The sequence below is a fragment of the Streptomyces sp. NPDC088733 genome, from assembly GCF_044751185.1.
Taxonomy (GTDB): Bacteria; Actinomycetota; Actinomycetes; order Streptomycetales; family Streptomycetaceae; genus Actinacidiphila.
Window position 1 is genome coordinate 58,199 of sequence record NZ_JBIVLH010000012.1, and the last position, 12,720, is coordinate 70,918.

Genomic DNA, 12,720 nt, shown 5'->3' on the forward strand with positions numbered 1-12,720 from the left:
CTCGCGGAGGGGGACGAGCCGCCGGACGGCCGGGGATCAGCCCGCGGGGATCTCCGAGCGGTCCCCGCCCCACAGCGTGTGGAACGCGCCCGGCTTGTCGACGCGCCCGTACGTGTGCGCCCCGAAGAAGTCCCGCAGCCCCTGGACGAGCGCGGCGGGCAGCCGGTCCGCGCGCAGCGCGTCGTAGTACGCGAGCGCGGCGGAGAACCCGGGCGCGGGGACGCCGAGTTGGGCGGCGGTGGTCACGACGCGGCGCCAGGCGTCCTGGGCCGAGCCGACCGCGTCCGCGAAGTGGGCGTCCGTCAGCAGGGTGGCACGGCCGGGATCGGAGTCGTACGCCTCCTTGATCCGGTTGAGGAAGCGGGCCCGGATGATGCAGCCGCCGCGCCAGATGGTGGCCATGGCGCCGGGGTCGACGTTCCAGCCGAACTCCGCGCTGCCGGCCTGGATGAGGTTGAAGCCCTGGGCGTAGGCGACGATCTTCGACGCGTACAGCGCCTGCTCGACGTCGTCGGCGAAGCGGTCGCCCGCCGCGCTGTCGAGCCAGGTCTCGCTGGGGCCGGGCAGTCCGCCGCTGGCCTCGCGCAGCTCGGTGCTGCCGGACAGCGAGCGAGCGAAGACGGCCTCGGCGATGCCGGACGCAGGAACGCCGAAGTCGAGCGCGTTCTGCACGGTCCAGCGCCCGGTGCCCTTCTGCTCGGCGCGGTCGAGGACCACGTCGACGAACGGCTTGCCGGTCTCGGCGTCGGTGTGCGCCAGCACCTCGGCGGTGATCTCCACGAGGTACGACTCCAGGCGGCCGGAGTTCCACGTCCGGAAGATGTCCGCGATCTCGCCCGGCCGCTTGCCCGCCGCGTGCCGCAGCAGGTCGTACGCCTCGGCGATGAGCTGCATGTCGGCGTACTCGATGCCGTTGTGCACCATCTTCACGAAGTGCCCGGCGCCGTCGGGGCCCACGTGCGTGCAGCACGGGACGCCGTCGACCTTGGCGGCGATGTCCTCCAGGATCGGGCCGAGGGACTCGTAGGACTCGGCCGAGCCGCCCGGCATGATCGAGGGGCCGTTGAGCGCGCCCTCCTCGCCGCCGGAGATACCGGTGCCGACGAAGTGCAGGCCCTGCTCGCGCAGCGCCTTCTCCCGGCGCCGGGTGTCGCGGTAGTCGGCGTTGCCGCCGTCGACGACCATGTCGCCCGGTTCGAGGAGCGGCACGAGTTCGTCGATCACGGCGTCGGTGGGGCCGCCGGCCTTGACCATGATGATGATGCGCCGGGGACGTTCCAGGGAGTCGACGAACTCCTTGAGGGTCTCCGCGGGGTGGAATTCGCCCTCGCCGCCGAACTCCTCGACCAGGGACCGCGTCCTTGCCGGAGTGCGGTTGTGCAGGGCCACCGGGTGACCGTGCCGCGCGAGGTTCCTGGCCAGGTTGCGGCCCATGACCGCCAGTCCGGTGACGCCGATGCGGGCCTGCTCCGCCATCTGCGGGTCCTCTCTGTTCAGTCGTGCGGGGGTGGGGCACCTACGGCGTCCAGCCTGTCAGCGAAGCACCCGGATCGAGGGAACTTCGGGCGGATCCGTCAGGTGCCCGTGCCTATGCGGTCCTGACCTGCTACACGGGGCAGCGCGGGACGCAGGGCGGCCGCCGCCGGCAATGCGGCGGCGGCCGGGGCGCGTGGAGCGGCGGCACGTACCTGCCCGGCCGGCGGGGGAGGCTGCGGGGGCGCCACCAGCGGGCTGCCGAGCGCCTCGCGGAGCCGGCGCGCGTCCTCGGGCAGGTCGCGGCGCCACGCCCAGCCGAGGAAGGGGGCCAGCAGCAGCATGCCCCCGCCGAGCGTGCTGGTGACGCTGAGCTGCACGAACGAGCCCTGGGAGTGGGGCAGCATACGGAAGGCGTACTCGGGGACCTGGGTGCCCAGGGGACTCCACATCCGCCGCCCCCGGTAGGTGATCCTGCGGCAGGGCTGGTAGACCGAGCAGACCAGCCGGTGTTCGCGGTGGCGGCCGGGGTAGTGGTAGCGGTACACCGCCCGCTCCCCCGGGGGCACGCACTCCGTCGAGACGGCGGCCACGCCCGAACTCCACATCTGGAGGTTGCGGGCGTCGGCCAGGAAGTCGAAGACCTCTTCCACGGTTCGGGTGACGATCACGCTTGTAGACACCGTCGGCATCGCAGACCTCCCCGGTGCCGGCGCGGCCAGCATGTGAGCAGTTCCCTCTTGGCTCCTCACCGACAGCGTGCGGGGCAAATGGCGGCGTGTCGTGGCGAGTGAGCCGTACGGGTGAATCCGCGGCCCATGACCGGCCGAAACGGCACCCGGGCGGAACGCCGGCGCTTGCTTTCAGCCGATCGGGGTACCGGGGTCCCGCCCGCCGGTGCCCGCGTCGTGGAACTCGCACCACACGGACTTGCCCGAACCGTGCGGTTCGACGCCCCAGGCGTCGGCGAGCCGGTCCACCAGCAGCAGCCCGCGGCCGGACAGCTCGCCGTCGCCGGGCTCCCGGCGGCGCGGCCAGCTCGCGGCCAGGTCGTGGACCTCGACGCGCAGCCTGCGGGGGAAGCCGGCCTCGCCGTGCGCCGGGGCCGGGTCGGGGAGCAGGCGCAGGGTGAGCACGGCGCCGCCGTCGGTGTGCACCAGGGCGTTGGTGATCAGTTCGTCGGCCGCGAGCTCGGCCTCGTCCGCCCGGCCGGGCATGCCCCACGCCGCCATGGCCTCGCGGACCATGGCACGGGCCTCGACGAGCGCCCCGGGGTCCCCCTGGGCGACGTGCTGGTGCCGCCGGCGCGCCGGGGCCGACCTGGCGTCGCCGTCGCGGCGCAGCAGGAGCAGGGCCATGTCGTCCTCGGTGGCCGGCTCGCCCATGACGGTGGTCAGGTGGTCGGCCAGGTTCTGCAGGCCGCACGGCCCGTCGCGCAGCGCGCCGGCCAGCAGGCGCACACCGTCGTCGAGGTCCGCGCCGGGCCGCTCCACGAGCCCGTCACTGAACATCAGAAGGGCGTCACCCGGGGCGAGTTCGGCCGCGGTCACCGGGTACTCGGGCGGGCCGAACTGCGCGGACAGCCCGAGCGGGAGGCCACCGGAGGTGGGCAGGACGCGGACGGTGCCGTCCGCCTGCCGGACCAGCGGGTCGATGTGCCCGGCCCGGACCACGAGGGTGGCGCCGGTCGCGGGGTCGGCCTGCGCGTACAGACAGGTGGCGAAGCGGTCGGTGTCCAGCTCGTGCAGGAAGGCGGAGGCGCGGGCCATGACGCTGGCCGGGGCGTGGCCCTCGGCGGCGTAGGCGCGCAGCGCTATCCGCAACTGCCCCATGACGGCGGCGGCATGGGTGTCGTGCCCCTGGACGTCGCCCACGACGACGGCGACCCGGCCGCCGGGGAGCGCCACGACGTCGTACCAGTCGCCGCCGATGTCCCGGGCCAGCCGCGCGGAGCGGTAGCGCACGGCTATCTCGGCGCCCGGGACGTCCGGGATCGTGCGCGGCAGCATGGCGGTCTGCAGGCCCTGCGCGAGGTCGTGCTCCTGGTCGTACAGCATGGCCCGCTGGAGGCTCTGGGCGATGCTGCCGCCGAGCGCGATGAGCAGGTCGCGCTCCTGCGGGGAGAACGTCGTCTTGTGCCGGTAGAGCAGACCCAGCGCGCCGATCGGCTCACCCTGCGCGATGAGCGGCAGATAGGCCGCGGCCGAGGGGCCCAGCGGCTCGATGTGCGGCCACAACTCCGGGTAGCGGCGGGCGAATTCCTCGGGCGAGGTGATGAAGCGCGGCGTCAGCGTGCGGACGACCTCGCTCATCGGGTACTCCTCGTCGATCCGGGTGTACTGGAGCTCGGGGACCCAGCTGGTCTCCTTGGCGTCGCTCACCACGTGCACCCGGCCGCCCTCGACCTGGCCGAGGAAGAGGCTGGCGATGCCGAGCCGGTCCATCCGGCGGTTGCCGGTCAGGGCGGCGGTCACATCGCGAACGGTCACGGCCCGGGCCAGGGACGCGGTCACCTCCAGGACGAGATCGCTCTCGGTGGACCGGTCCTCCTCGCGCAGACAGGCGGCGGCCTGGACGAGTTCGTCGGTGGCGTCGATGACGATGCCGATCACGCGGCGGGCCCGGCCCTCGCCGTCGCGCACGACGCGGCCGCGCAGACGGACCCAGCCGTGGCGCCCGTCGCGGCGGGTGAGCCGGCTGTAGGCGCCCCAGGAGGCGCGGCCCTCGGCGAGCGCCTGCTTGATCGTGCGGTCGACGGCGGCGGCCTCGTCCGGCGCCAGCCGGGCCAGCATGGCGCGGGGGTCGCCGTCGAACTCCTCCGGGCCCACGTCGAGGGCCCGCTGCGCCTCGCCGTCCAGGTGCACGCGGTCGAGGTCGAGGTCCCAGTCGAAGCCGCCCACGCCGTTGAGCGCCATGTGCAGGTCCGCGGAGGCCGGCCAGCCGGGCGGCACGGATGTCCCGGTTGCCGGGGGCGCCCACTCCCGAGACTCAGCCATCACGCCCTCCGGACCTGCCTCCGCCGCGCCGGGCCGCGGCGGAAATGGGGACAGCGTACCCATAGTCCGGTGGGGGAAGATGCCGCGGACGTCACACATGGGAAAACACGGCGCCGCCGGGGGCCACGGGGCCTCCCCGGCGGCGCCGCGGGACCGGTCCGCGGACTGACGCCGCCTCAGCGGGCCGCGGGCGGCGCGTACTTGTAGCCGACCCGCCGCACGGTCACGATGCTCGCGCGGTGCTCGGGCCCGAGCTTGCGGCGCAGCCGGGCGACATGGACGTCGACGGTGCGGCCGTCACCCACATGGCCGTACCCCCAGACCGTGGTGACGAGCTGGTCCCGGGTGTGCACCCGGTGCGGGTGGGCGACGAGATGGGCGAGCAGCTCGAACTCCAGGTACGTGAGATCGAGGGTGCGGTCGTGCACCTGGGCGACCCGCCGCTCGGTGTCGACGCGCACCAGCGGCGGAGCGGACGCGGCGGGCGGCTCCGGCGCGGGGGGCGCCTGCTCGGCGGGGACGAGGACGAGATAGCCCACCATCGGGGGCTGCCCGGCCAGTTCGGGGATCACATGCCCCGGAGCGGGCAGCCAGGTGGCACCGGGCGGCAGGAAGTCGGGGACGGGCGGCGGGACCTCGCCGGGGCGCACGGCGCGCAGCCGCTGGCGGCCGGCAGCCGGCACGGGGACGGAAGGAGTGAGCGACATGGGGTCTCGGTTCTTTCGCGCGAAGGAGTCGTGGACGACGTCTTGCGCGGGACGACCGGGACACCGACAGCGGGCGGCAGCCTGGATCGGTGGCGTCAGCTGCGGGCCGGGGTCCGCGCGGGAACCGCGCGGCAACACTCCCGGTCGAAGTGGTACTGCTGCCGGGACGGCCAGAACGGCTCGAGGTCGCTGCGACCTGTCGCGGTGTCAGTGAGGCTGGCCATGGAAACCATTGAACCATGCCCCCCGGCCACCGAGGGCGCGATTGCGCGACCCCTGCCGTCCGGGCCCCTCCTCACAGCGGCTGCGGCTCCGGCTGCGGTTCGGGCGCCGGATCGGGGTCCGGCCGCGAGGGCGGCTCGGGCAGCGGGTCCGGGGCGGGACCGGGCACCGGGGTCGGCGACGGCGGCACCGGGTCGGGCGGGAAGGGCGGCACGGGGTTCGGGGACGGCACAGGAGGCACAGTCGCGCGGGGGGCGCGGGCAAAGGCGGTCATGGCGGGTTGTCCTCCTCGGGGCTCGCCGGAACGGATCGTGCGCTGCGCTTACCCGGCACTTCCGGTCCTATCCTCTGGATCATGAGCTGGTTGCGCGCGGTGGGCCGGGCCGCCCGTGCGGGGCTGCGGCTGGAGCGCACCAGGCTGGAGCCGCTGATCGCCCTGCGCGGCGCCGCGGGCGTCGCCGTCGTGGTCGGCGTGACGCTGTGGCTCGCCTCCCCCGTGGTCGCCGCGTCCTCCGCCTTCGGGGCTTTCGCCTCGGGCATGGCCACCTTCCAGCGCAGCTGGCGCCCCCGGCCGCTGCTGGCCCTGGTGACCGGGGCCGGGCTGGCGGTGAGCACCTTCCTGGGCTATCTCGCCGGCGCGCACTGGGACCTGTTCGTGGTGCTGCTCGCGGTGTGGGCGTTCCTCGCGGGCACGGCATGGGCGCTGGGACCGACGGCGGGCCTCGTGTCGTCGCTGACGGTCGCGGTGATGCTGGTCGTCATCACGCTGCCCACGTCGGTGGCGACGGCGCTGGGCCACGCGGCGGTGATCGCCGCCGGCGGCGCCGTGCAGGCCACGCTGATCGTGGTCTTCCCCGTACGGCGCTGGGGGCCGCAGCGCGACGCCCTGGCCGACGCCTTCGCCGCCGAGGCGGACTACGCCCGCCGGCTGCGGCACGACCCGGTGGCGGCGTTCGACCCCGCGCCGCTGATGGCCGCGCGCAGCGCCGCGACGGTGACGCCCCGCCAGGCCCGGCGGCGCCCCGCGGCACTGCGGGGCAAACGCGTCCTGGCCGAGCGCATCCGCCCGGTCCTGGCCTCACTGGCCGACCCGGCGGTCGGCGCGGCCGCCGAGGGACCGGAGCGCGACCGGGCCCGTCAGCTGCTGGCGGCCGCCGCGGACGTGCTGGACGCGGTGGCGCGGGCGGTACGGGAGGCGGAGCCGGTGCGAGTGCCCGCGGAGGCCGAGAACGTGGCACTGGTCGAGCCGGGACCCGGGGACCAGCTCAGCGGACCGGCGCGGCGTACCGGCCTGCGGCTGATCGCCCTGCTCGGCGAGGCCGTGTCCTCCGCGACCCGCCGCGAGGGCTCCGCCGGGACGGACACCGCGCACCTGCGCCGCCCGACCCTGTGGGAACTCGTTCCGCTGACCGTCCGCACGGTGCGCCGGGAGCTGCGCCGGGACTCGCCCGTCCTCCGGCACGCGATCCGGCTCGCCGCGGTCACCCCCGCGGGCTACGCCCTGGGCGCCGCGCTGCCGCTCGGCCACGCCTACTGGGCGCCGCTGACCTCGGTGATGGTCATGCGGCCGGACTTCTCGCAGACGTACGCGCGCGGCGTGGCGCGCTTCGTCGGCACGCTGGCCGGGGTGACCGTGGCGACCGCCGTCATGCAGGCGTTCTCCCCCGGGACCTACCTGTGCGCGGCCCTCGCCCTGGTCTCGGTCGGCCTGCTGTACCTGCTGATGCGCACCGGCTACCTGGTCTCGCAGGTGGCCGTCTCCGCGTACGTGGTGTTCCTGCTGGGCATGGCCGGCGCCCAGTGGACGCAGACCGTGCCCGAGCGGGTCCTGCTGACCCTGCTCGGCGGGCTGCTGGCGATGATCGGCTACGCCGTCTTCCCGGCGTGGGAGACGCCCCGGCTGCGGGACCGGCTCGCGGAACGCATCGAGGCGACCGGGCGTTACGCGGCCACCGCGCTCGAGGCGCACGGCGCCCCCGGGAAGGGCCGCCGCGAGGCCGTGCGCTCCGCGCTGCTGGACGCGCGCGCCGCCGCGCTCGCGTGGGACCAGGCCGTGGCCCGCGCGAACGCCGAACCGGTCCGCGGCCGCGGACTGTCCCGCCGCTCCGCGGACGCCGCCGACGCCGCGCTCTCGGCCCTGGGCCGCATCCCGATGCTCATGGAGGCCCACCTGCCCGCGCCGGACGCGCCCCCGGTGCCGGACGCCGTCCCCTTCGCCGCCGCGCTGCGCGACGCCACTGCCCAGGGCGCCGCCGCGGTCCGCACCCGGCGCCCGCCGGACTTCTCCGGCGTCCGCGCGACGCTGGGGCAGTGGTCGCCGTCTGCGGAGGACCGCGTGGTGCGCCGCAGCGCGGAACTCCTCGTCGAAACCCTCGACGACCTCGAAGCCGCCTTCCGCCCCCTCCCCCGCCCCCGCCCCTCCCGCCGCCACTGACGCGCGCTGAGGGCGCGCCCTGGACGCCCTGCACAGCGCGCCGAACGCGGTCGTCCGGGCGGACAGGGAGGTCCCGGCCCTCGCGGAAGCGCCGCCCACGAGGCCGGCCTGCGGGCCGGGGCGGCGCCCGGCATCGCTCAGTCGCGGCCGAGGCCAATTCCGCGCGGCGAAGGACCACGCCGCGCCCCAGCGCTGAACTCCACGTCCAGAGGCCCGAAGCCGCCGTTGACGCGCCCTGCACCGGGGCGGCCGCACCCAGGCATGCGGCAGACGAGGCGGGGCCGTGCATCCGCCGGAGATCTCCCGGCTCGGTCGACGACGGCGGGACGACCCGAGCCCTGTACCGGGTAGCGCCGAAACTCCTCGCCCAGACGCCGACGCCCTCAAGCCGCCCCTTCCGACGCCGCGCGCCGACGAGGCAAGCGCCGGCCCCAACGCGCCGCCCGGCCATCGCTCGGTCGCGGACCGTCCCGAAGGTTCGGAGCCGCCCCCGCCGCCAAGGCCGCGGAATGCGCCCAGACGCCGAACGCGCCGTGTGCCGGGTGCCGACCCCGCGCCTGAGATGGTCGAGCCGGTCCCGCGCATCCGCCGGAGACACCTGAGCAGGGCGCGGTCCCCCGGCAAGGTCGACGGCGGCGGGACGACCCGAGCCCTTTCCCGGGTGCCGAGCACGCGGTCGCACCGCCGACACCCGGGACGCCGCGCAGAGGCAGCGCCCGGGCGTGTTCCCCCCGCAGCCGACGCGCCCGTACCGCCCGAACGCGAGGGCCCGCCCCCGCGCAGCGGTCCCGAGGGGCGGCATGTCGATGCCCTTTGTTCGTGCGGCGTTCAACGCCCCGGCTGATGACGGTACGGGCCCGCAGCGGGGAGGCGCCCGTCCCGCGCCCCCCGCGGAGCGTCAGCGGATGGGGACGCCCGAGAGCGTGCGGGCGATCACGAGGCGCTGGATCTCGCTCGTGCCTTCGAAAATGGTGTAGATCGCGGCGTCGCGGTGCATCCGCTCCACCGGGTACTCACGGGTGTAGCCGTTGCCGCCGAGGATCTGGATGGCCTGGCCGGTGACCTTCTTGGCCGTCTCGCTGGCGAAGAGTTTGGACATCGAGCCCTCGGCCGACGTGAAGGGCTTTCCGGCGACCGCCATCCAGGAGGCGCGCCACACCAGCAGGCGTGCGGCGTCGATCCGGGTGCGCATGTCGGCGAGCTGGAAGGCGACGCCCTGGTTGTCGATGACGGGGCGGCCGAACTGGGTGCGGGTCGTCGCGTAGTCGAGGGCGACCTCGTACGCGGCACGGGCGGTGCCGACCGCCATCGCGCCGACCGCGGGCCGGGAGGCCTCGAACGTGGCCATGGCCGCGTTCTTGAGGCGTTCGCCGCCCTGCGCGCGCTCCCGGGCCCGGGCGAGGCGCTCGTCGAGCCGCTCCTTGCCGCCGAGCAGGCAGTGCCCGGGGACGCGGACGCCGTCGAGGACGACCTCGGCGGTGTGCGAGGCGCGGATGCCGTGCTTCTTGAACTTCTGGCCCTGCGCGAGCCCGGGAGTGCCGGGCGGGACGATGAACGAGGCGTGGCCCTTGGACCCCAGTGCGGGGTCGACGACCGCGACGACGACGTGGACATTGGCTATGCCGCCGTTGGTCGCCCAGGTCTTGGTGCCGTTGATGACCCACTCGTCCTTGGCCTCGTTGTACACAGCGCTGGTCCGCATGGCGGCGACGTCGGAGCCCGCGTCCGGTTCCGAGGAGCAGAAGGCGGCGACCTTCACGTCGGCGGGGTCGCCGTACATCTGCGGGATCCAGGTGCCGATCTGCTCGTCGGTGCCGTTGGCGAGGACGCCGACCGCCGCGAGGCCGGTGCCGACGATGGACAGGCCGATGCCGGCGTCCCCCCAGAACAGCTCCTCCATGGCGATCGGGATGCCCAGTCCCGTGGGGTCGAAGTACTGCTGGGCGTAGAAGTCCAGCGAGTACAGGCCGATCTTCGCGGCCTCCTGGATCACCGGCCAGGGGGTCTCCTCGCGCTCGTCCCACTCCGCCGCAGCCGGGCGCATGACGTCGGCCGCGAAGCCGTGGATCCAGTCGCGCACCGATTTCTGGTCGTCATTGAGCTCGAGCGTGAAGCCGCTCATGGTCCCCTCCACGTGCTGGTTACTTGCGGTAACACCAGTCTGTTACCGGCTGGTAAGGACTGTCAACCGGACCTGGGGTGTTACGTTGCGCAGACGGGAGAAATCGAACGGGCGGGGAGGCTCGGGTGGGTACCAGCCAGCGGCAGGACCAGCGAACGGCGACCGCGGCGGAGGAACGCCGCAGGGAGCTGCTCGAGGCCGCGGACCGCGTCGTGCTGCGGGACGGCCCGGAGGCGTCCATGAACGCGATCGCCGCCGAGGCGGGCATCACCAAGCCCATTCTGTACCGGCACTTCGGCGACAAGAGCGGTCTTTACCGGGCCCTGGCCATCCGCCACACCGACGCGCTGCTCGCCAACCTGCGGGCCGCCCTGGACGCGCCGAACGAGCGCCGCGACCGGGTCGAGGCGACCCTGCACGCGTACCTGTCCGCCATCGAGGCCCGGCCGCAGGTCTACCGCTTCCTGATGCACCCGGCGGAGCACCCCTCCGAGGGCGAGCGCGGCTTCGACGTCGGCCGCCACTCGGCCCCGGTACTGCGCCGCATGGGCGAGGAACTGGCCCGCTTCATCGCCGAACGGCTGGACCTGGGCCCCGACGGCGAGGAGGCGGCCCGGGTCTGGGGCCACGGCATCGTCGGCATGATGCACGCCGCCGGCGACTGGTGGCTCGGTGAACGCCCCTGCTCCCGCGACGTACTGGTGCGCCACCTGGCGGACCTGCTGTGGGGCCGGCTGGCCGCGGTGGGCGACCGCCCCGGCGCGCCGCTCCGGTAGACCCCGCGGACGTGTCAGCCGTCCACCGCCCACGGCGCGCGGCGGGCGGCGCGCAGGGTGCGCCGCAGGCGCAGCCCGCTGAGCCGGTCGGTGAAGACACCGCCGTCGAGGTGGTCGCACTCGTGCTGGAGGCAGCGGGCGAAGAAGCCGGTGCCCTCCACGCGCAGCGGGCGGCCGTGCAGGTCGACGCCCTCCAGGGTGATCTCGTCGTGGCGGGGCGTGGGCGCGTGCACTCCGGGGAGGGACAGGCAGCCCTCGTGGCCGGTCACGGTCACGCCGCCGATGTGCGTCACCCGCGGATTCACCACATGGCCGAGATGGCGGACGTCCTCGTCGTCCGGACAGTCCCACACGAACACGCGCAAGGGGACGCCGATCTGGTTCGCGGCCAGCCCGACCCCGTCACGGGCATACATCGTGGCGTACAAGTCTTCTACAAGCGTGGCGAGTTGGGCGTCGAACGCGGTCACCTCGCGGCAGGGCGCGGTCAGCTGGGGGTCTCCCAGCAGCCGCATCGGACGGACGGTCCCGGAGCTGCCGGGGATGGTGACGTGTGGCATGCGGGCCAGCGTACGGGGGCGGCTCGTTTCAGCGCCGGTAGGGGAAGTGGATAGGCTGATCGGCGACCGATGCCTTCCGGCCGGTGCGATGGCCGGGGCACGCGCTCCGGCCGACCGCCGGGGAGGGCGGACAGGGCCGGACGCGAGGAGGATGGTGGAGACGATGGCAGGCAACGCGGAGCCACTGTCGCCGCGGGCGAAGCTGGCCGTGACGGCGGGCAAGGCCGCAGCGGCGGTGTCGCGGGCGGCGGGACGCGGCAGCGGATCGGTGATCGGCGGCCGGGTGGCGCTCAAACTGGACCCGGACCTGCTGGCCCGGCTGGCGACGCACCTCGACGTTGTGCTCGTTTCGGCCACCAACGGCAAGACCACCACCACCCGGCTGCTCGCCGAGGCGCTGCGCGCCAACGGCGAGGTCGTCTCCAACGCGCTCGGCGCCAACATGCCGGCCGGCATCACCTCGGCCCTGGCGGGCGGCTCCGAGGCCCGCTACGGCGTGATCGAGGTCGACGAGAAGTACCTGGCCGGCGTGGCACGGGACGTACGCCCCAAGGCCATCGCCCTGCTGAACCTCTCCCGCGACCAGCTGGACCGGGCCGCCGAGACCCGCATGCTCGCCGAGAAGTGGCGCGAGGGGCTGGCCGGCAGCGACGCGATCATCATCGCCAACGCCGACGACCCGCTGATCACCTGGGCGGCGTCCTCCTGCCCCACCGTGGTGTGGGTCGCGGCCGGACAGGAGTGGAAGGACGACGCCTGGTCCTGCCCCTCCTGCGGCGGTGTGCTGCAGCGCCCCTCCGAGGACTGGTTCTGCGGCGAGTGCGGCTTCCGCCGCCCGACCCCGACCTGGGCGCTCTCCGGCGACCACGTGATCGACCCCTACGGCTCCGCCTGGCCGATCCAGCTGCAGCTGCCCGGCCGCGCCAACAAGTCCAACGCCGCCGTCTCCGCCGCCGCGGCCGCCGCCTTCGGTGTGGACCCCAAGGTCGCGCTGGAGCGGATGTACAAGGTCCAGGCAGTGGCCGGACGCTACGACGTGGTGCAGTTCCAGGGCCGCGACGTGCGCCTGCTGCTGGCGAAGAACCCGGCCGGCTGGCTGGAGACCTTCTCGCTCATCGACCGGCCGCCGACGCCGGTGATCCTCTCGGTGAACGCCCGCGGCGCCGACGGCACCGACACCTCCTGGCTGTGGGACGTGGACTACACCCGGCTGTCCGGGCACCCGATCCGTGTGATCGGCGACCGCAAGCTGGACCTGGCGGTCCGCCTGGAGGTCGCCGGGCTGCAGTTCCAGGTGTGCGCGGACTTCGACGAGGCGGTGCGCACCTCGCCGCAGGGCCGGATCGAGGCCATCGCCAACTACACCGCGTTCCAGGACCTGCGCCGCCGCGTCGGCAACTGACCCGGCGCTTCCGCCGCCTTCTTCGACT

At 74.5% G+C, this 12,720-nt stretch carries 11 protein-coding genes; 3 read left to right on the top strand and 8 right to left on the bottom strand.

The annotated features are described in order from the left end of the window. Positions 1-36: 36 nt before the first annotated feature. The 6 genes from gndA to ACIP64_RS22825 all read right to left on the bottom strand — a co-directional run bounded on the left by gndA (position 37) and on the right by ACIP64_RS22825 (position 5,630). On the bottom strand, positions 37-1,476 hold the full coding sequence (gndA, locus tag ACIP64_RS22800; RefSeq protein ID WP_401589658.1) for an NADP-dependent phosphogluconate dehydrogenase: 1,440 nt from the start codon (positions 1,474-1,476) through the stop codon (positions 37-39). 98 nt (positions 1,477-1,574) lie between these two features. Next, positions 1,575-2,198, bottom strand: coding sequence for an SRPBCC family protein (locus ACIP64_RS22805; protein WP_401589660.1), 624 nt, complete (start codon positions 2,196-2,198; stop codon positions 1,575-1,577). 138 nt (positions 2,199-2,336) lie between these two features. Continuing rightward, positions 2,337-4,469 carry a SpoIIE family protein phosphatase gene (locus ACIP64_RS22810; RefSeq protein ID WP_401589663.1) on the bottom strand — a complete coding sequence of 711 codons (2,133 nt, stop codon included), beginning with the start codon at positions 4,467-4,469 and terminating at the stop codon, positions 2,337-2,339. 176 nt (positions 4,470-4,645) lie between these two features. Beyond that, positions 4,646-5,176 (bottom strand): winged helix-turn-helix domain-containing protein, encoded by a 531-nt coding sequence (locus ACIP64_RS22815; RefSeq protein ID WP_401589665.1) that lies wholly within the window; start codon positions 5,174-5,176, stop codon positions 4,646-4,648. Between the two features lie 95 nt (positions 5,177-5,271). Beyond that, positions 5,272-5,400 (bottom strand): hypothetical protein, encoded by a 129-nt coding sequence (locus ACIP64_RS22820; protein WP_401589668.1) that lies wholly within the window; start codon positions 5,398-5,400, stop codon positions 5,272-5,274. 71 nt (positions 5,401-5,471) lie between these two features. Next, positions 5,472-5,630 carry a hypothetical protein gene (locus ACIP64_RS22825; protein WP_401589670.1) on the bottom strand — a complete coding sequence of 53 codons (159 nt, stop codon included), beginning with the start codon at positions 5,628-5,630 and terminating at the stop codon, positions 5,472-5,474. Positions 5,631-5,753: 123 nt separating this feature from the next. Between ACIP64_RS22825 and ACIP64_RS22830 the strand changes: the two genes are divergently transcribed. Further along, the gene (locus tag ACIP64_RS22830) at positions 5,754-7,832 is read left to right on the top strand and encodes an FUSC family protein (RefSeq protein ID WP_401589673.1); all 2,079 of its coding nucleotides are present in this window, start codon (positions 5,754-5,756) and stop codon (positions 7,830-7,832) included. Between the two features lie 898 nt (positions 7,833-8,730). On the opposite strand, the gene ACIP64_RS22835 is transcribed toward ACIP64_RS22830, so the two are convergent. Further along, positions 8,731-9,954, bottom strand: coding sequence for an acyl-CoA dehydrogenase family protein (locus ACIP64_RS22835; RefSeq protein ID WP_401589675.1), 1,224 nt, complete (start codon positions 9,952-9,954; stop codon positions 8,731-8,733). A gap of 125 nt (positions 9,955-10,079) precedes the next feature. Between ACIP64_RS22835 and ACIP64_RS22840 the strand changes: the two genes are divergently transcribed. Next, a complete protein-coding gene (locus ACIP64_RS22840; RefSeq protein ID WP_401589678.1) occupies positions 10,080-10,730 on the top strand; it encodes a TetR family transcriptional regulator in 651 nt (216 codons plus the stop codon). Positions 10,731-10,744: 14 nt separating this feature from the next. Here the strand turns inward: ACIP64_RS22840 and def are convergent, their stop codons facing one another. Continuing rightward, positions 10,745-11,290 carry a peptide deformylase gene (gene def / locus ACIP64_RS22845; protein ID WP_401589681.1) on the bottom strand — a complete coding sequence of 182 codons (546 nt, stop codon included), beginning with the start codon at positions 11,288-11,290 and terminating at the stop codon, positions 10,745-10,747. Between the two features lie 163 nt (positions 11,291-11,453). On the opposite strand from def, the gene ACIP64_RS22850 reads away from it, so the two are divergent. Next, a complete protein-coding gene (locus ACIP64_RS22850; RefSeq protein ID WP_401589683.1) occupies positions 11,454-12,692 on the top strand; it encodes a MurT ligase domain-containing protein in 1,239 nt (412 codons plus the stop codon). Positions 12,693-12,720: the final 28 nt, after the last annotated feature.

Bases quoted from the DNA above. Each gene is read 5' to 3' on its own strand.
- gndA (WP_401589658.1), bottom strand. From the start codon at position 1,476: ATGGCGGAGCAGGCCCGCATCGGCGTCACCGGACTGGCGGTCATGGGC.
- ACIP64_RS22805 (WP_401589660.1), bottom strand. From the start codon at position 2,198: ATGCTGGCCGCGCCGGCACCGGGGAGGTCTGCGATGCCGACGGTGTCT.
- ACIP64_RS22810 (WP_401589663.1), bottom strand. From the start codon at position 4,469: ATGGCTGAGTCTCGGGAGTGGGCGCCCCCGGCAACCGGGACATCCGTG.
- ACIP64_RS22815 (WP_401589665.1), bottom strand. From the start codon at position 5,176: ATGTCGCTCACTCCTTCCGTCCCCGTGCCGGCTGCCGGCCGCCAGCGG.
- ACIP64_RS22820 (WP_401589668.1), bottom strand. From the start codon at position 5,400: ATGGCCAGCCTCACTGACACCGCGACAGGTCGCAGCGACCTCGAGCCG.
- ACIP64_RS22830 (WP_401589673.1), top strand. From the start codon at position 5,754: ATGAGCTGGTTGCGCGCGGTGGGCCGGGCCGCCCGTGCGGGGCTGCGG.
- ACIP64_RS22835 (WP_401589675.1), bottom strand. From the start codon at position 9,954: ATGAGCGGCTTCACGCTCGAGCTCAATGACGACCAGAAATCGGTGCGC.
- def (WP_401589681.1), bottom strand. From the start codon at position 11,290: ATGCCACACGTCACCATCCCCGGCAGCTCCGGGACCGTCCGTCCGATG.
- ACIP64_RS22850 (WP_401589683.1), top strand. From the start codon at position 11,454: ATGGCAGGCAACGCGGAGCCACTGTCGCCGCGGGCGAAGCTGGCCGTG.